Origin of the sequence: Pseudomonas sp. CVAP#3 (assembly GCF_018986375.1) — a bacterium.
GTDB lineage: Bacteria > Pseudomonadota > Gammaproteobacteria > Pseudomonadales > Pseudomonadaceae > Aquipseudomonas > Aquipseudomonas helvetica.
The window spans coordinates 17517-35233 of record NZ_JAHMSC010000029.1; the positions used below are offsets into that span (position 1 = coordinate 17517).

Sequence of the window (17717 nt, forward strand, 5' to 3'; positions counted from 1 at the left end):
GTCAGTCCAATGGGCAGCAGTACAACGATGAACATAAGAAACGCGAGGAACCTGAGCACAAAAAAATCTCCTTATTGTTAAAGGTGAACATCAATCCAGCGGGATTTCGCTGCGCCAGTCGACTTCTTCAACGAACGCTGGCTGACCAGGACGCTCAAGCACGAAACGACCGAGCACCAGTACGTCCATTTCCGTACGCATGAAGCAGGCATAAGCTTCTTGCGGCTTGCACACGATGGGTTCACCACGCACGTTGAACGAAGTGTTAACCAACACCGAGCAACCGGTACGCGCTTTGAAACTGCGCAGCAGATAAGTGAACGGTGCGTTATTTTCTTCGGTCACGGTTTGCACCCGAGCCGATAAGTCGACGTGAGTCACCGCCGGCAACTGTGAGCGAATATCGTTGATGCTGCCCAACCCACGCGCGGGACCACCCTCTTTGAGCGAAGGCGCGGATTTGATCGAGTCGGTCACCGGCGCGACCATCAACATGTACGGGCTATTTTCACAGATATCGAAATAAGCCCCGGCGTCTTCAGCCAAGACCGCTGGCGCAAATGGCCGGAACGATTCGCGGTACTTGATCTTCAGGTTCATGGTGCGCTGCATCTCGGGGTTGCGTGCATCGCCGAGAATCGAACGTGCGCCCAAGGCCCGCGGGCCAAATTCCATACGCCCCTGGAACCAGCCGACTACCGCACCGTCAGCCAGACGGCTGGCGACCTGGTCATACAACTGGGCATCGTCGTAGCGGGTGTAGGGGTAGTTGTTTTCGCGCAGGAACGCTTCGATCTCTTCGTCGCCAAATCCTGGTCCCAGCAGGCTACCGCTCATGGCGTCAGCTTTTCTCCCGGTCAGGTGTGGACGCCCGGTACGCTTGACCGAATAGTCCATCGCCGCACCCAGCGCGCAACCGGCATCGCCGGCCGCCGGCTGGATCCAGATCGAGTCGAAACGCCCGGAACGGCTGAGCACGCCGTTGGCCACGCAATTTAACGCCACGCCTCCGGCCAGGCACAGATTACGCTGACCGGTCTGCTTGACCGCAGCGGTCGCCAACCCCAGCACCACCTCTTCCGTGACTTTTTGGACCGAAGCCGCGAGGTCGCACTCACGCTGGGAAATCGGGCTTTCCGGTTTACGGATCGGCCCACCGAACAGCTCCTCAAAGGCCTCGCCCACCATGCGCTCGCCGCGCAGGTATTCGAAGTACTTCATGTTCAGGGTGAACGAGCCGTCAGGACGGATATTAATCAGCTCATCGCGAATCTTGTCGGCGTAGATCGGCTGACCGTAAGGCGCCAGGCCCATCAGTTTGTATTCGCCGGAATCGACCTTGAAGCCGCAGTAATAGGTCATCGCCGAATAGAACAGGCCCACCGAATGCGGGTACGAAATCGAGTTCTTCAGCTCAAGCCTGGAGCCCTCGCCCTGCCAGATAGTGGTCGAGTGCCATTCGCCGATCCCGTCGATGCACAGTACCGCGGCGTTCTCGAACGGCGACGGGTAGAACGCCGCAGCGGCGTGGGAGCGATGGTGCTGGGACGCCTGGGTGCGCGGGGCTTTGCCCCGCTCCAGCTCTTCGAGTTTTTCATCAACGAACTTGAGTACGTTCCACTTCCAACGAATCCATTCTGGCATCGCGTTGATGAACGTTCGCGCGCCACCGATGCCGCCACTGGCAAAGGAGGAAATGACCCGGGAGAACTTCTCCTGGGGGTCTTCGTAATAGACCACGGCCTCCAGGTCATCCAGGGTAATACCCTCGACATCCAGGCAATACTGAATCGCCTGGGCCGGAAATGCCGCGTCGTGCCGCACGCGGGTGAAACGTTCTTCCTGGGCAGCTGCAACCGGGACGCCATCTTTCACCAAGGCGGCAGCACTGTCGTGATAGAAGGCAGAGATCCCTAATACATAAATAGCCATTTAAACGTGCATCCTCTTAGCATCATGCCAATACATGGAATCCCTTTCGCCAGACGCATCTACTGGCTTCTCGGTAACTCTTGCTTTTATAAATACCTTCAAGACCACCACTCGCCGAACGGCAAGCTTTTCAATACCGGTATCAATGACGCCACCAGCACCAGGCTCATGGTGATATTGAACGCCTTCAAACGCTGCGGGTGAGTCAAGAAGCGCCGCAGGTATTGCCCAAAAAACACCCAGACCATCGAACACGGCGAGCCGAACAAAAAGAACAGCAGCGCGATCAGCAAAATCTGAAAACCGTAGGCATCGACCGGCGAGGTATACGTCAGCACCGCCCCCACCGCCATCACCCAGGCCTTGGGGTTGATCCACTGAAACAATGCCGCATGGGTGAAGCCCAAGGGCTTTCCAGACTTGTCGTTAAGGTCCACGGTCGGCGCGCTGGCGATCTGGTAGGCCAGATACAACAGGTACAGCGCACCCACCACCTGCAACACATCGTGAAGCCTGGGGTACTGTTGGAAAATCGCCCCGGCCCCCACCCCGACGGCAATCAGCATCAGTGGAAAACCGATGTTGATCCCCGCCACGTGGCGCATCGTGCGTCCGATGCCAAAGTTCGCTCCCGACGACATCAACATGACGTTGTTAGGCCCCGGCGTGACGCAGGTGGCGATGACAAACAAAATGATCGAGTAGTAATCCAGGGTTTGCATCGTCACCCCCTTATCAACGGTAATCTTCCAGCGTCCCGCGCCGACGGATGTCGACCGACACACAATGGAAACCGCCACTCAAACTGCGGGCATGGCGCATCTTCAATGGCGCCACGTCGACGCCATGTTTTTCCAACGCGCGGATCAACGGAACCTGCTGGTCGTTGATCACCGCCAGTGACGGGTTGACCATGATGAAGTTCATGCCTTGCCAGATCGACGCGCGCGGGTAGGACCAGCAATAACCGGTATCGACCATTTCCGGCGACCAGATGATGTCCCAGTTCTTGAAAATCTCCGGGACCTGGTCTTCGCGAATTCGCTCGGGGTTCAACACCACCAGCCCTGGACGTACCAGGGTGATGGTCGTGTCCAGGTGCGTGCCGTCATAAATCCCACTGACCGCGTGCACCCGATACTGATCGCCGAGCACACGCTTGAGCCATTCGTAACCCTGCTGATTGCCGCTGCGTGACACTAAGTAAAGAATGTCGCGCCCGATCCGCAGCACATTGGCGGCATCGAAAATGGGCTCGTCGTTGGCGATGATCGACCCCTCGGAGGGGTTGACCCGATAAGTGGAATCGGCCAATTGCGGCTTGGGTGCCGAGATCCAGTTGGCGCCGCTGGCGAAATAGTCCTGCACATGCTTGCGATAGGCGAAGGGTTCGAAATACCGGCTACGCAAGGCCATCGGCGCTTCGATGATGGTCTGGCCGATCGGCAGCAATACATCGCGCGGACAGTAATTGTATTCACCATCGGTTTGCCATTGGGAGGTCCCGAATACCGCTGCGTGATCGGAAGTCTCCGGCCGGCGCACGGTCACGCCGTGGGAGACCAGGAACGCGGCGAAGGCATCGAGGTCCTCAGTGGCTTCCTCGATCACTTGCTCTGGGTACGGGCCGGAAGGAATGTCCTCTTGATCGGTGTGGTGCTCGCTATAGTCGAGGGCGAATAAGCCCTTATCAGGCAGTGGCACCCGCGCGCCATGGGCGACGCCGACAATCATCTCTTCGAGGGGATCCCACTCGTTGTGCACATTGACCAGAGACATGTGTAGCTCCTTGTAGTTTTTATTAGCCGTTTATTAGTCGACCACTTCTACCAATGTTTCGCGGGTAATCAGCAAATGGTGGAAGAGCTGTTGCGAAGAGGCCCGGCGTCCGGCCCGTGGCAATACGCCCCCAGCGGACCCGACCCCCAGCCGGCGCAACACCGAAGTCCACTTGCCCGGCATTGGTGCCAGGGACTCATAGCCCACCCGCACCCGCTGCCAGTGCTCGGCCAACGACTGCGCGCCACCTGCGGCAATCTTGCGCATGTAGGCGTCAATCGCATCGGCGGCCCAGGCCGAGTGCCCGGTGGAAACGTTGTCGATGGTGTTGTGCAAGTCCACGAAGGCCGTGCTGAAACCGTAATGGCGCAGGAAACGCCGCGCCAAACGGTAACTGCCGCCCACGCCGGATAATTCCATCGCCAGGTTCATGCCGAGCGTCTCCGGCATAAACGTCACCGGCAATTTGCCCAGGCACAGCCAATACACCGGCAAGCGGAACGAGTCCTCGTCCAGACGCGGGTCCTGGGCAAACTCACGACTGCCGGTCGGCGCCAACTCGTGCCCCATCTGACGCAAACCGTCGCGATAAATCTTTGGATGATTCAACGCGTAAACGCCGTTGCCCAGTTCATCCCAATAGGTTTGAAACAGCGCATAGCCAATATGCGAGGACGCCAGGTCAAGGTCGGTGAAACCCTGCAACCAAGCGCCGTCGATTAACGTCAGGGGCGCCAACTGTAGGGTCGACTCGACAATTTCTTCGCGGGTCGGCATTTGTTCCGGATCGCTTTCATCGAACTGCTCGCCGTTCTGGTCATGTTTGTCCAGCAACCAAGAGCGCAACACGTTCGCGCCCCAGTACTCTGGTAGCCGACGCCCGGAAGTCTCCAGCGAACGGCTTGAGCGCTCCAGCCAACGCGTCACGTAGGCGTGGGCAAAGGCTTGGGTGGTTGGCCCGAGCGCGCGCCCCTGCAAGACAAAATAGGCCTCGCGCAGGCTTTTCGGCCAGTGACCGAAAGACGTGTGGCGGGTCTCGGCCAGGGTGCGGATAGCGCTTGCATCGGTAGGGTTGATGATTGACTGTCGAGGTAACGGTTCGCTATGTGCTGCTTGGGGCAGCCAGTCGATCCATTGACGAATCACGCTCAGGTCGGCGTCGCTGAAGATCCGGAACATGCGCCCGGTCGGCGCAACCAGGCTGGTGACCAAGATACTTTTTTGCGCATTGCCGGGCACGATCAAGCGGCTGCGCGACAGGACGTCCAACAGCGGCAGCGGATCGGTTTGCGCATCCTTGAGCCACTCGGAAAGGCTACGTCCTTCCACCAGGTAATTCTGGTGATAAACCGCACCAACCCGAGCCAGCCGCTGGATCAGTTGCGCCATCGCATGCTGCGGTGACGAGGCTACCAGTGCCGCGTTGTAGAGCTGGGCATTCCAGCGCCGCAGCGCCGAGAACAACCAGGTGGCACCCCGGATCAGCTCGGTATGCCGGGCTTCGCCTTGAGCGGCGACCTGATTGCTGATCCACTGCGCGATCGCCAGCGGCGAGGTCTCGTCCAGCCCCCCGAACGGCTCGTTCAAATCCAGCCGCCGGATGTCCAACGGCAGGCTTTCAATCTGCCCCAAGACGGCCCAGCCAGGGCAAAGGCCAACCGTACGCAGCGCCCAATCAATGCCGCAAAGCACATCGCCAAACTCATCGCTGCGACGGCTGAGGGCCAGCAACAGCGCGGGTAACTCAAAGGCCTCATCGCTTAAGTCGGGTAACATCGAAAGTTCGAAAGGCGCTACCGCATAGGACTTCAGCTCCAGCTGACCAAGCAGCGCCTTGAAGTGGTCGGCGCGTGAGGCCTGGGGGCGGCCCACGCCGACGTCATGAGCAAACAGCTGCATGATTTTCAGCTGTGCATTGTCTTCGAAGACCCCGGGCGCACTCATGCCTTGCAGCCAGCAACCCAGAATCGACGCCATCGGCGCCGAGTAAATAGCCAGAGCTTGGGCAAATGCCTTGGCATTCCCGTGTTGCGCAGCGGCAGCGGCCACGGCGCGATAGGCCGTGCCCTGCTCGACCCGCCAGCGGTCGATCTGTTGCGCCAGTTCCGACAAGCCAGGACTGGCTTCACCGGTAGTCGGCGCACACGCCTGCATCAGGCTTTTGAGACGCACGTCATCCAAGAAGCTTTCGGGACTGATCGCCGAGCGATACAGCTGGCGCCACACATCCCCTGCCCTTGCGTGAATTGAAACCGAGCCATCCATTGCCAACATCCTGTTCAGTGCAAGTGACGTTATCAAGCGAACGTCAGAACATCGGATAAATGGAGGAATCCGGCTTTTTCTTCTTTTTACCGAAGAGGCGTTGGATAAGTTTTTTGATCGATTTCATCACAGTTTCCCTTTAGTGAGTGGCATCAAGAATGAGCTTTGAAACGAGGTCATTGCCTTTGTCGGTGAAGTGAATCCGGTCGACGAACTGCCAGTCATCCTGGCCTAGCGCTTCGGCCAGCAGCGGCGTGATATCGACAAAGCCCACACCCATTTTGTGCGCCCCTTCGCGCAACTGCGCGGCATAGGCTTCACGCACTCGGGTCTGCAAAATATCGCCATACATCTCAGTGAAATTTCCGGCCTGATCCAGTTCGGCAAACAGTTGCTCCTCTTCACTGCAACCTTTTGCCCGAATCCAGCCGGCCAGCGGTTGCAAAATGAAGGTCAGCTTCGCGCCCATATCCTTGGCCAGGGCACGCCAGATATCCAATTGTTGCAGCGTCAGGTTGGCCGCGTAGTCGATCTGCTCTCCCATCGACGGCGGAGCCGGTGGCTCTGGCTCCTGGGTCTTGCCGAACAGGTTGGTCAGGCTCCACGAGCTGTGCGTTGGCTGCTCGGGCGCGAATGCATTGAAGAACTGATGGCAGTTGAAAAAGGCCCCGTGCTCGCCGCGGTACTCCTTTGGCTGGCGTGCCAAGCCGAGGTTGTTGAACCCGGAAAACAGCACGATCTCATCCACCTTTGGCAGCAGGTGGCGGTTGAGCGTGAAGAGCATCAGTTCCTGGGTTGAGTTGAAACTACGACCGCCGAAGTTCAGCCAGCGCTGACCGCGCGGATCGTTCGCCGACAGGCGCGAAGACAAGGTACAACTGTCGGAACTGGCACCGATACCGAATACCGTAGAACTGCCAGCCAACAGGCGAACACTGCCGCTTTTGTCGCAATCAGCCGCCGAATACTCGACGCCCAGAGATTCAGAGTAGCGGAAGCCCAAACTGTCGGTGTTGACCACCGGCGAGCGGTGGTTGGCCGGATGGAAATACATCAAATACGGTAACCAGCGGACTTCGCCGCCGTCAGTAAACTTTTGCTCGTATTCAGCCATCTGCGGAGTGAGTGTCATCCTTGCCGTCATACCGCCTTCATCCTCATCAGTAATCGCTGATCATGTGCCGGAAGCGTTCTAAGCCGCTGCCAGACGTCTGAATTTGTAGGATTTTTCCCAAAACACGGGATGCCGCCTTGGAATGTTGCGACTAACGTCTTTACTGGACATTCCTGCACCCCAGGAGAACTATCATCCCAAGGTGTCTGTGTGTATTGCAGATACAGCGCCGGCTATTTTTTTTAATACAGTTGGCTATTTTTGGCGAAAAATATTTCAAAACAAGTCCAATCTGTAGCTTCTTAAGCTACAGATGACACGCTACAGTCAAATCCATGACTCTCTATCTGAACCTCGCCGAATTCATCAGCAGCCGCATCGAGCAGGGCCTTTATGGGCCAGGCGAGCGCCTGCCCTCTGTGCGTACGCTAAGCCAGGAACACGGCGTCAGCCTGACCACCGTGCAACAGGCCTATCGCGTACTTGAATCTTCGGGGCTGGCGATACCGCGCCCCAAGTCCGGCTACTTCGTGCCGACCGACCGACGCATGCCAGAACTGCCGAAGATGGGCCGCCCAACCTTGCGGCCGGTGGACATTTCCCAGTGGGACATGGTGCAGGAGCTGATGCGCTTCGAACAAAGCGCCAGCGTCGTGCAGCTGGGTTGCGGCATGCCGGATGTCACCGCCCCTACCCTCAAGCCGCTGCTCACCGCCATGGCGCGCATCAACCGGCGCAGCGACAGCCAAAGCCTGCAATACAACCACCTCCAAGGGGTGCCGGTCTTGCGCGAACAAATCGCCCGGCTGGCCATCGACTCCGGCTGCCGCCTGATCCCGGCCGAGATCATCGTCACCAGCGGTTGCCAGGAAGCCCTGTCAATCGCCATCCGGGCGATTTGCGTGCCGGGCGACATCGTTGCCATCGCCTCGCCGAGCTACCACGGGATGATGCAAATCCTCAATGCCACCGGTTTGAAGGCCTTGGAGATTCCCACCGATCCAGTGACCGGCATCAACCTGGAAGCCCTGGAAATGGCCCTCGAACAGTGGCCGATCAAAGCCATCCAGGTGACCGCCAACTGCAACAATCCGCTGGGCTACATCATGCCCGACGACCGCAAGCGCACCCTGATCCGTCTGGCCCAACGCTTCGATGTGCCGATCATTGAAGACGACATTTATGGCGACCTGTCCCATCGTTATCCACGGCCGCGCACGCTGAAGTCCTTTGATGAAGACAACCGCGTGCTGCTCTGCAGTTCATTTTCCAAGACCCTGGCGCCTGGCCTGCGCGTCGGCTGGATTGCACCGGGGCGCTACCTGCAACAAGTGCTGTACATGAAATACATCGGCTCCGGCACCACCGCGACTCAGCCACAACTAGCCGTCGCCGAATTCATCGCCAAGGGTAACTACCTGCTGCATCTACGACGCATGCGCAAGCAATACAAACGCAACGGCGACCTGATGACCGAATGGGTCAGTCGTTACTTCCCGGCGGGCACCCGCGTCAGCCAGCCGCAGGGCGGCTTTACCTTGTGGGTCGAACTGCCGGAAGATTTCGACACCTATTCCCTCAACCGCCTGCTTGAAGCCCAAGACGTACAAGTCGCCAACGGCAACATCTTTTCGGCGGCCGGCAAATACCGCAACTGCATTCGGCTCAACTTCGCCAACGCACCTAATCGAAAAATCGAAATGGCCGTGAGCAAGGTCGGCCAGACCATCAGCCAACTGATCCACCTGGATTCAGGTTTCGGGCCTCCGGCACCCAACGCTTAGCGTTAAACAGACCGCATAGCATCGAAGACGAGGCGGAATCTCCGACAAAACGGCTTTCGCAGCGCAGAGCGCGGGTCGTTGGGCACCGAGTTTTTTTTGGTGGCGATGGAGAGATTCGAAGCATCAGCCCAGGTCAGTGAAATTTCGGTATTTGGGGCAGCTTCCAGATCAGCAGCAACACCCACGTTTTGCCAAGCATCACACCTTCTACCAAGGTGCCTCTCAAGCTCATTAGGGCCTGTACGAAAACTCGCCGAGCGGCGATCAAGCAAGTTTCCTACAGAGCCTATGGGGAGTGGTACGACCTGCGGGACGAGGGCTGCGCGCCTTTGATGGCAACGACCGGGACACGTAGTTCGGGTTGTGTGATGTCATAGACCTGCAGTTCACACCCTTCCCCCCGATCTACGAAGACAAACTCCGCCAGATAGACCTTTTGCTTCTCGGGAATAAAGGTACTTGTGATCGGCCCACAGGTGTAATACGACGAGACGGTCGGATTGGCGGTTACCTTTTTCTCAAACTTGTTCTTCGACGGGTTGAATACATAGTCTTCGTTGTAAAGCGTCCGATAACCCGGTGCCGGAATCTGACTACTGATCGTCGATGACCCGCCCACCTGCAAAATCTGGCCGGGATCGGCCTGTATTTCCAGCTGGGGGAAATGCTTGGAGACCGCGCTGCTGAGACGACTGAACCATCCGCCGACTTTACTGCGAAACGGTTTGACTACTGTCCCCAGTTGATCGGGACGTGTATCCGGGTCGTTACCTCGGACCACTTCAAAATCTACTGGGTTGGCCGTATCGCCTGATGCCTGCATGATCACTTTGGCGTGTTGATCATCTACGGCGACCTTCTTCTGCTCCAGCATGATGCCATCTGTCCAGAGCGTCGGCGCAGAGCTACGAAAGTCGGAACCGCAGCCGCACAACCCCAAGAATAGAACCATCGTGACAACTGTCTTCACTGCGCTTCCCTGCGTTGAACTGCCGATGAGCTTCCAGGTAAGTAGCTCTTCCTGAAAGCAATAACAAAACGCCACTATTGCGCAGAACCATAACCAAAGGGAACCGCTGAAGCGCGGGAATTTCACCCTCGTTTATTGGAAACTCCAAAGCCTTCTCGTCAGAGCCTGCTTTTTACGCACCGAAATAGAGCGCCATTCCCATATTGTTCCCATATGGCCATTTTTCAGATACAAAAAACCACAAACCCCCGACTTTCTCTTGGAAAATCAGGGGTTTGTGTTTACTTAATGTGGCGGTGAAGGAGAGATTCGAACTCTCGATACAATTTCTTGTATACACACTTTCCAGGCGTGCTCCTTAAGCCACTCGGACACTTCACCGTATCTCTTCAAACATGTTCTGTCTGTCGAGGCGCGCTAATGTAGTCGAAAGCTTTTCCGATGGCAAATATTTTTTTCAGAATTTTCATGCGGTTAAGCGATTTGTGCGTTCGGACGGATTTCGAGGCAGGGCAAACCTGCCAATCTTCGGCCGGGTGAATACTTCTATATAGAGGGCAATGCGCGGTACGTATGGCCGGCTACGCTGGGCGGGCGCGAATTGGCTGACTGGCCGGTCAGTCATGGCGCTTTACCTGGACTACGACGGTGGGTAACGTCTGCCCCACTTCAATACAAGGAATAGCGTCATGAGTGAGTTGATTTCTTACCACCTCGAAGACGGTATCGCGACCCTGACCTTGAGCAATGGCAAGGTCAATGCCATCTCGCCGGACGTGATTGCCGCGTTTAATGCTGCGCTGGATCAGGCGGTGACGGATCGTGCGGTGGTGATCATCACCGGTCAGCCGGGCATTCTGTCGGGCGGTTATGACTTGAAGGTGATGACGGCCGGTCCTAAAGAAGCCGTGAGCCTGGTGACTGCCGGTTCGACCCTCGCCCGTCGTCTGTTGTCGCACCCTTTCCCGGTGATCGTCGCGTGCCCAGGGCATGCGGTGGCCAAGGGCGCGTTCATTCTGTTGTCGGCCGATTACCGGATTGGTGTCGACGGCCCGTTCAGCATTGGCCTGAACGAAGTGCAGATTGGCATGACCATGCACCACGCCGGCATCGAGCTGGCCCGTGATCGTCTGCGCAAGTCGGCGTTCCACCGCTCGGTGATCAACGCCGAGATGTTCGATCCGCAGGGCGCTGTGGATGCTGGCTTCCTCGACAAGGTTGTATCGGCGCAAGAACTGCAAGGAGCCGCACTGGCTATGGCGCGTCAGTTGAAGAAGATCAACATGACCGCGCACAAAAACACCAAGCTCAAAGTACGCAAGGCCCTGCTGGAGACACTGGACAACGCGATCATCCAGGATCAGGAACACTTGGTTTAACCCCGAAAGCGCAGCAACGAAAAGCCCGACCGCCGAGTCGGGCTTTTTCTTGGCTGATCTGTTTACAGTCCTTCAGCCGCTCTACTCCGCATCTGACGCTATCAGTCTGAAACATGCGCTTAAACATCGCCTATCTCCTACCTCTATAGCAGCAATTGCCGAAAACAGTGCACATCCGTACACTGCGCCACCTTTTGTCCCGGCGGGCCTGTAGATGCTGTATCTGTTTCGCATGTTATTGATGGGTCTGCATTTTGCTGTAGCGGGTGTGCTCGGTGTGGTGCTTGGCCTGTGCCGACCGTTCAATCCGGATAACAGCCGTTTGTGCGCGCGTCTTTATGCCTGGCCAGCGATGTGCATTTTGCGTTTGCGGGTAAAGGCCGACGTCGATGGGCTGAAGAACAAGACGCAAAGCTGCGTGGTGATCGCCAACCATCAGTCCAATTACGATCTGTTTGTGCTGGGTAATGTGGTGCCGCACCGCACCGTTTGCATCGGCAAGAAAAGCCTGAAGTGGGTGCCGTTGTTCGGGCAGTTGTTCTGGTTGGCCGGTAATGTGCTGATCGACCGTGGCAATGCGCACAAGGCTCGGCAGTCGATGCTCACGACCACCAACACCTTGCAGCACAAGGACACCTCGATCTGGGTGTTCCCGGAAGGCACGCGCAACCTGGGTGAAGAATTGCTGCCATTCAAGAAAGGCGCGTTCCAGATGGCGATCGCCGCCGGGGTGCCGATCGTGCCCGTGTGCGTCAGCAGCTACATCAACCATATGCGTCTGAACCGCTGGCGCAGTGGCAAGATCCTGATCCGCTCGTTGCCGGCGATTCCTACCGCCGGCTTGAGCATGGACGACATGCCGATGCTGATAGCCCAGTGCCGCGAACAGATGCGCGAGTGCATTGAATCGATGGATCGACAACTGCAAGCAGCCTGAATGAAGCCCGCCTCGTGCGGGCTTCTTTTTGCCGGCGAACTTCGCTGATTTTGCTGACTCTCAAGCTTAAGAGCAGGATAAGCTGGACATTGCCTGTCATTGCCATTTGCCAAGAAGAAGTGAATAAGAATTATGGGTAGAGTCGTTGCGGCTGCGGTCTACAGTGCCGGTAAGAGAGTCACCAATATCACCCTTGATGAGGGCGCCGCCTGGGCGGCAAAACCAGGCCACTTTGTATGGATCGGTCTCGAAGAGCCGAACGCCCAGGAGCTGGCCAACCTGCAACGCCAGTTCGGCCTGCACGAACTGGCGATTGAAGACGCCCTGGATAAACACAGCCGACCGAAGCTGGAAACCTTTGGCGATGCGCTGTTTATCGTCACGTACTCGCCGGTGCGCCATGAGGGCAAACTGGAGTTCATCGAAACCCACATCTTTGCCGGCAAGGGTTACATCATCACCTGCCGTAACGGTCACTCCGCGTCCTACGCGCATGTGCGCCAACGCTGTGAGGCGCGTCCGCTGCTGCTTGAGCACGGCGAAGATTTCGTGCTCTACGCCCTGCTCGAATTCGTCATCGAAAACTATCAGCCAGTGGGCGAAGCGATCCATAACGAGATCGATGAACTGGAGCGCAACGTGCTGTGTAGCACACTCAACGAAAAGGACATTCAGAACCTTCATGGTTTGCGTCGCGACGTATTGCGCCTGCGCCGTTATGCGGCGCCGATGGTGGAAATCAGCGAAGAGCTGCAGAAGCTGAGCTTCCCGTTTATCGACAAGAACATGCGCCCGTACTTTCGTGATGTGCAGATCCACGTCACGCGGCAGATGGAAGACCTGACGACGTTACGCGACATCGCCAGCCAGACCATCGAGATCGGTGTGTTGCTGGAAGCTGCCCGACAAAGTGTGGTGCAACGCAAGTTTGCGGCCTGGGCGGCGATTCTGGCGTTCCCGACGGCGGTGGCCGGGATCTACGGGATGAACTTTCAGAACATGCCGGAGCTGAGCTGGCACTACGGCTATTTTGTGGTGATGGGGTTTATGACCGTGGGATGTTTCGCGTTGTGGGCGAGCTTCAAGCGGTCGGGGTGGTTATAACGGCAGGATACATGGCGAGCGCTTCGCGCTCGATCGCGGGCAAGCCACGCTCCCACAGGGTTTAGGTGTACCTGTGGGAGCGTGGCTTGCCCGCGATGCTTTCAGGATTTAAACCGATTTGGTTTCGGGTTTATGGGCTACAAACCGCATCATCCATTCGGCAACGGTGGTGCCGTGGTGCTCATTTGCCAGGCTTTCAATGCCTTTTTGATAGACCTGTTCGCCAAGGTGTTGCTGGCGAATTTCCAGCAACGCCCGCGAGTAATCGTGAATGAACTCCGGGTGGCCCTGGAAGCACAGCACCTGGTCGTTGATGTGATACGCGGCGTACGGGCAAAAATCGCTGGAAGCGATCACCGTGGCATTTTCCGGTAGTGCGGTGACCTGATCCTGGTGGCTGATCAGCAGTGTCAGTTCTTCCCGCACCGGGCTCATCCACGGCGCTTTGGCGGCAAGCTTGTATTTGTGGGTGCCGACACCCCAGCCCTGGGTCGCGCGCTCGCTTTTGCCACCCAGCAGCAGCGCCAGCAATTGATGGCCGAAACACACGCCCAGCAGCTTGTCGCCGCGCTCATAGCGCGCCAACAGGTAAGTCTTGAGGGTTTGAATCCACGGGTCGGTGCCGAACGAATCAGCCTTGCTGCCGGTCACCAGATAGGCATCGAAACTCAGGTCATCGCTTGGGTATTCGCCCTGCATGACGTTGTAGACAGTGAATTCGGCAGCGATGGGTTGCTGCGAAAACAGACGCTGGAACATCTGCCCGTAACCCTGATATTGATCGACCAACTCTGGACGCAGGATGTCGGTTTCCAGAATGCAGATGCGTAACGACATAAAAAATACCTGACACGATAGAGGCGATAGTGCACACCCAGAGCCTGCCTTGAAACGCTGGGTCAGGCAAGCCCGGTGCGCACCGCCAATCCGTCAGAGCGACTCCCTCAGAACAACGCGCCCTTCGCGGCTTTTTCCAGCAACAAAGCCGGCGGTGTGAAGCGTTCGCCGTACTGCTCGGCCAGGTATTGGGCACGGGCGACAAAATCCTTTACGCCGTATTGGTTGATGAACTGCAACGCCCCGCCCGTCCAGGCGGCGAAACCAATGCCGAAAATCGAACCGATGTTGGCATCGGCCGTCGACAGCAGCACGCCCTCCTCCACACAGCGCACGGTTTCGATGGCTTGCACAAACAGCAAGCGATCGCGTACATCCTGTGGTGATATCTGCCCGTCAGCTTTCTCGAAACGCGTTTTCAGCTCTGGCCACAAATGTTTCTGTCCACCGGCCGGGTATTCATAGAAACCGCCACCCGCAGCTTTGCCGGGACGCTGGCACTCGTTGAGCAGCAGGTCGATCACCGCAAACGCCGGGTGCGCGGGCAGCGGTTTGCCTTCGGCTTGCAGATCCTTGGCGGCTTGCAGACGGATATGGCTCATCAGGCTCAGGGAAACTTCGTCGGAGATCGCCAGCGGACCTATCGGCATTCCAGCCTTGCGCGCCTCGGTCTCGATCATCGGCGCCGAGATACCCTCACCGAGCATGGCGATACCTTCATTGGTAAAAGTGCCGAAGACTCGCGAGGTGAAGAAGCCACGGCTGTCGTTGACCACAATCGGGGTTTTCTTTATTTGTAGGACGAAATCGAAACCACGGGCCAGGGTTTCATCGCTGGTATTGGCACCTTTGATGATTTCCACCAGCGGCATTTTGTCGACCGGGCTGAAAAAGTGCAGGCCGATGAATTTCGACTGATCGGAAACGGCGGTCGCCAGACCACTGATTGGCAAGGTCGAGGTGTTGGAAGCGATGACCGCATCGGCACCGACGACTTTTTGTGCGGCCGACGAGACCCTGGCTTTCAGCTCGCGGTCTTCGAACACGGCTTCGATGATCAGATCACAGCCCGCCAGATCGGCGTCCTGCTCGCTGGTCTTGATCCGCGCCAGGGTGGCGTCACGCTGCGCTGCGCTTAGCTGGCCACGGGCGACTTTTTTGCCCAGCAGTGTCGCCGAATGAGCCTTGCCCTTCTCGGCTGCCGCCAGGTTGATGTCCTTGAGCACCACGTCGATACCGGCCACGGCACTGACGTAGGCAATCCCGGCGCCCATCATGCCCGCGCCGAGTACTCCGAGTTTTTTCGTCACGTGCGGCGCAAAACCCGCAGGACGCGAGCCGCCAGCGTTGATCTCGTTGAGCTGGAACCAGAAGGTGCCGATCATGTTCTTCGCCACCTGGCCGGTGGTCAGCTCGGTGAAGTAGCGGGTTTCGATCAACTGCGCCGTGTCGAAATCGACCTGAGCGCCCTCAACCGCGGCGCAGAGGATCTTCTCCGGCGCCGGCAGGCAACCCTGGGTTTTGCTGCGCAAAATCGACGGCGCGATGGCCAGCATCTGCGCGACTTTCGGGTTCGACGGTGTGCCGCCGGGAATCTGGTAACCGCTCATATCCCAAGGCTGCTTGACCGTCGGGTTGGCAACAATCCACGCGCGTGCCTTGGCCAGCAGTTCATCTCGATCCGCCGCCAGCTCATCGACCAAACCGGCTTGAAGAGCTTGCTGCGGCCGGACTTTCTTGCCTTCGAGCAGATACGGCAGCGCCTTCTCCAGACCCAGCATGCGCACCATGCGCACCACTCCACCGCCGCCCGGCAACAGCCCCAACGTGACTTCCGGCAAACCGATCTGCACCGACGAATTGTCCAGCGCAACGCGGTGATGGCAGGCCAGGCAGATTTCCCATCCGCCTCCCAGCGCCGCGCCATTGATCGCAGCGACTACCGGCTTGCCGAGCGTTTCCAGCGTCCGCAGCTGAGCCTTAAGCAGCAACACCATGTCGTAGAAGGCTTTGGCTTGAGACTTGCCGACCTTGATCAGCTCGTTGAGATCGCCGCCGGCAAAGAAGGTTTTTTTCGCGGAGGTGATGATCACTCCGGCAATCGAATCCTTGTCGGCCACCAGCCGCGCAACGCAATCAGCCATGGCCTCGCGGTACACCGCGTTCATGGTATTGGCGCTCTGGCCCGGCATGTCGATGGTCAGTACGACAATCTGGTCCTGTCCTTTTTCGTAACGAATGGCATCGGTCATGGCAATTTTCCTTGAAGTCGGAGGCTCAGAGGCGTTCGATGATGGTGGCAATGCCCATGCCGCCGCCGACACAGAGGGTCGCCAGGCCGTAGCGTAACTGCCGCACTTCCAGTTCATCGAGCAAGGTGCCGAGAATTGCGCAACCGGTGGCGCCCAGCGGGTGGCCCATGGCGATAGAGCCGCCGTTGACGTTGACCTTGGCCGGATCGATGGCCATGTCCTTGATGAACCTGAGCACCACTGAGGCGAACGCTTCGTTGACCTCGAACAGATCGATGTCTTCGACCCGCAGCCCGGCCCTGGCCAAGGCCTTGCGAGTGGCCGGCGCCGGACCGGTGAGCATGATGGTCGGATCGGTGCTGGTGACCGCCGTGGCGACGATTCGCGCCCGTGGCTGCAAGCCCAGTGCCCGACCTTTGGCCTCAGAGCCGATCAACATCAGCGCCGCGCCGTCGACGATCCCCGAGCTGTTGCCGGGCGTGTGAACGTGATTGATTCGCTCCACATGGCTGTAGACCCGCAACGCGGTAGCGTCGAAGCCCATTTGCCCGAGCATCTCGAAGCTCGGCTTGAGCTTGCCCAAACCTTCCAGCGTCGACTCGCCGCGAATGAACTCATCATGATCCAGCAGGACGATGCCGTTCTGGTCTTGCACTGGGACCAGAGACTTTTTGAACGAGCCATCCGTCCGTGCCCGCGCAGCCTTCTGTTGAGAGTGCAGCGCGTACGTATCGACATCTTGACGGCTGAAGCCCTCAATCGTGGCGATCAGGTCGGCGCCCACGCCTTGCGGAGTGAAATGGCTGTGCAGGTTGGTCTGCGGATCCAGCGCCCAGGCACCTCCGTCGCTGCCCATCGGCACCCGCGACATGGACTCGACGCCGCCGACCACGACCAGGTCCTCAAAGCCGGAACGCACTTTCATCGCCCCAAGATTCACCGCTTCCAGCCCGGATGCGCAGAAGCGGTTGATTTGCACACCCGCGACGCTAACGTCCCAGTCGGCCACCAGCGCCGCGGTTTTGGCGATATCGGCGCCCTGATCGCCAATCGGCGTGACACAGCCAATCACGATGTCATCAACCTCGCGGGTGTCGAGTTGCGTCCGCTGTTGCAGAGCACCGAGCAAGCCTGCCAGCAGGTTCACCGGTTTGACGCTGTGCAAGGCGCCGTCAGCCTTGCCACGGCCACGGGGCGTACGTAACGCGTCGAAAATCAAAGCTTGGGTCATGACGTCCTCGTACCGCTGGGCAGGTGAATAATTAGCGAGTTCTCACCTTAGGCTCAGCAGCGGCGGATTCAATGACCGAAGCGCTCAACGGCCTTGACGGTCACGCTCAGACGAACGGTAGTCAGCTATCGGA

General features: G+C 58.1%; 13 protein-coding genes and 1 tRNA gene. 4 read left to right on the top strand and 10 right to left on the bottom strand.

The features are described 5' to 3' along the window. Positions 1-90: 90 nt before the first annotated feature. The 5 genes from KRR23_RS28080 to KRR23_RS28100 all read right to left on the bottom strand — a co-directional run bounded on the left by KRR23_RS28080 (position 91) and on the right by KRR23_RS28100 (position 7120). Complete coding sequence (locus KRR23_RS28080) at positions 91-1932, bottom strand: carbamoyltransferase (protein ID WP_216745094.1); 1842 nt, start codon at positions 1930-1932, stop codon at positions 91-93. A 98-nt stretch (positions 1933-2030) separates the two neighbouring features. Further along, entirely contained in the window at positions 2031-2654 is a 624-nt protein-coding gene (locus KRR23_RS28085; protein WP_216745095.1) for a LysE family translocator, read from the bottom strand. 13 nt (positions 2655-2667) lie between these two features. Then, complete coding sequence (locus KRR23_RS28090) at positions 2668-3711, bottom strand: inosamine-phosphate amidinotransferase 1 (protein WP_216745096.1); 1044 nt, start codon at positions 3709-3711, stop codon at positions 2668-2670. A gap of 33 nt (positions 3712-3744) precedes the next feature. Further along, positions 3745-5937: an iron-containing redox enzyme family protein gene (locus tag KRR23_RS28095; protein WP_216745097.1), complete on the bottom strand. Its 2193-nt coding sequence runs from the start codon at positions 5935-5937 to the stop codon at positions 3745-3747. A 178-nt stretch (positions 5938-6115) separates the two neighbouring features. Next, positions 6116-7120: an SGNH/GDSL hydrolase family protein gene (locus KRR23_RS28100; protein WP_216745098.1), complete on the bottom strand. Its 1005-nt coding sequence runs from the start codon at positions 7118-7120 to the stop codon at positions 6116-6118. Positions 7121-7425: 305 nt separating this feature from the next. Here KRR23_RS28100 and KRR23_RS28105 point away from each other — a divergent pair, with 305 nt between their 5' ends. After that, complete coding sequence (locus tag KRR23_RS28105; RefSeq protein WP_216745099.1) at positions 7426-8874, top strand: PLP-dependent aminotransferase family protein; 1449 nt, start codon at positions 7426-7428, stop codon at positions 8872-8874. Positions 8875-9160: 286 nt separating this feature from the next. Here the strand turns inward: KRR23_RS28105 and KRR23_RS28110 are convergent, their stop codons facing one another. Continuing rightward, entirely contained in the window at positions 9161-9844 is a 684-nt protein-coding gene (locus KRR23_RS28110; protein WP_367880669.1) for a hypothetical protein, read from the bottom strand. A gap of 291 nt (positions 9845-10135) precedes the next feature. Then, a tRNA-Ser gene (locus KRR23_RS28115) sits at positions 10136-10225 on the bottom strand. Between the two features lie 308 nt (positions 10226-10533). On the opposite strand from KRR23_RS28115, the gene KRR23_RS28120 reads away from it, so the two are divergent. From KRR23_RS28120 to KRR23_RS28130, 3 genes are all read left to right on the top strand, one after another. Further along, entirely contained in the window at positions 10534-11223 is a 690-nt protein-coding gene (locus KRR23_RS28120) for a crotonase/enoyl-CoA hydratase family protein (RefSeq protein WP_216745100.1), read from the top strand. 214 nt (positions 11224-11437) lie between these two features. Then, complete coding sequence (locus KRR23_RS28125; RefSeq protein WP_054593307.1) at positions 11438-12160, top strand: 1-acylglycerol-3-phosphate O-acyltransferase; 723 nt, start codon at positions 11438-11440, stop codon at positions 12158-12160. A gap of 132 nt (positions 12161-12292) precedes the next feature. Beyond that, on the top strand, positions 12293-13264 hold the full coding sequence (locus tag KRR23_RS28130; RefSeq protein ID WP_216745101.1) for a magnesium and cobalt transport protein CorA: 972 nt from the start codon (positions 12293-12295) through the stop codon (positions 13262-13264). A gap of 108 nt (positions 13265-13372) precedes the next feature. Here the strand turns inward: KRR23_RS28130 and KRR23_RS28135 are convergent, their stop codons facing one another. The 3 genes from KRR23_RS28135 to KRR23_RS28145 form a co-directional block, all read right to left on the bottom strand. Continuing rightward, positions 13373-14101, bottom strand: coding sequence for an amidotransferase (locus KRR23_RS28135; RefSeq protein ID WP_216745102.1), 729 nt, complete (start codon positions 14099-14101; stop codon positions 13373-13375). A 107-nt stretch (positions 14102-14208) separates the two neighbouring features. After that, positions 14209-16353 (bottom strand): 3-hydroxyacyl-CoA dehydrogenase NAD-binding domain-containing protein, encoded by a 2145-nt coding sequence (locus KRR23_RS28140; RefSeq protein WP_216745103.1) that lies wholly within the window; start codon positions 16351-16353, stop codon positions 14209-14211. Positions 16354-16378: 25 nt separating this feature from the next. Next, the gene (locus KRR23_RS28145; protein WP_216745104.1) at positions 16379-17584 is read right to left on the bottom strand and encodes an acetyl-CoA C-acetyltransferase; all 1206 of its coding nucleotides are present in this window, start codon (positions 17582-17584) and stop codon (positions 16379-16381) included. Between the last annotated feature and the right edge of the window lie 133 nt (positions 17585-17717).

Bases quoted from the DNA above. Each gene is read 5' to 3' on its own strand.
- KRR23_RS28130 (WP_216745101.1), top strand. From the start codon at position 12,293: ATGGGTAGAGTCGTTGCGGCTGCGGTCTACAGTGCCGGTAAGAGAGTC.
- KRR23_RS28085 (WP_216745095.1), bottom strand. From the start codon at position 2,654: ATGCAAACCCTGGATTACTACTCGATCATTTTGTTTGTCATCGCCACC.
- KRR23_RS28125 (WP_054593307.1), top strand. From the start codon at position 11,438: ATGCTGTATCTGTTTCGCATGTTATTGATGGGTCTGCATTTTGCTGTA.
- KRR23_RS28145 (WP_216745104.1), bottom strand. From the start codon at position 17,584: ATGACCCAAGCTTTGATTTTCGACGCGTTACGTACGCCCCGTGGCCGT.
- KRR23_RS28120 (WP_216745100.1), top strand. From the start codon at position 10,534: ATGAGTGAGTTGATTTCTTACCACCTCGAAGACGGTATCGCGACCCTG.
- KRR23_RS28105 (WP_216745099.1), top strand. From the start codon at position 7,426: ATGACTCTCTATCTGAACCTCGCCGAATTCATCAGCAGCCGCATCGAG.
- KRR23_RS28090 (WP_216745096.1), bottom strand. From the start codon at position 3,711: ATGTCTCTGGTCAATGTGCACAACGAGTGGGATCCCCTCGAAGAGATG.
- KRR23_RS28140 (WP_216745103.1), bottom strand. From the start codon at position 16,353: ATGACCGATGCCATTCGTTACGAAAAAGGACAGGACCAGATTGTCGTA.
- KRR23_RS28080 (WP_216745094.1), bottom strand. From the start codon at position 1,932: ATGGCTATTTATGTATTAGGGATCTCTGCCTTCTATCACGACAGTGCT.
- KRR23_RS28100 (WP_216745098.1), bottom strand. From the start codon at position 7,120: ATGACGGCAAGGATGACACTCACTCCGCAGATGGCTGAATACGAGCAA.
- KRR23_RS28135 (WP_216745102.1), bottom strand. From the start codon at position 14,101: ATGTCGTTACGCATCTGCATTCTGGAAACCGACATCCTGCGTCCAGAG.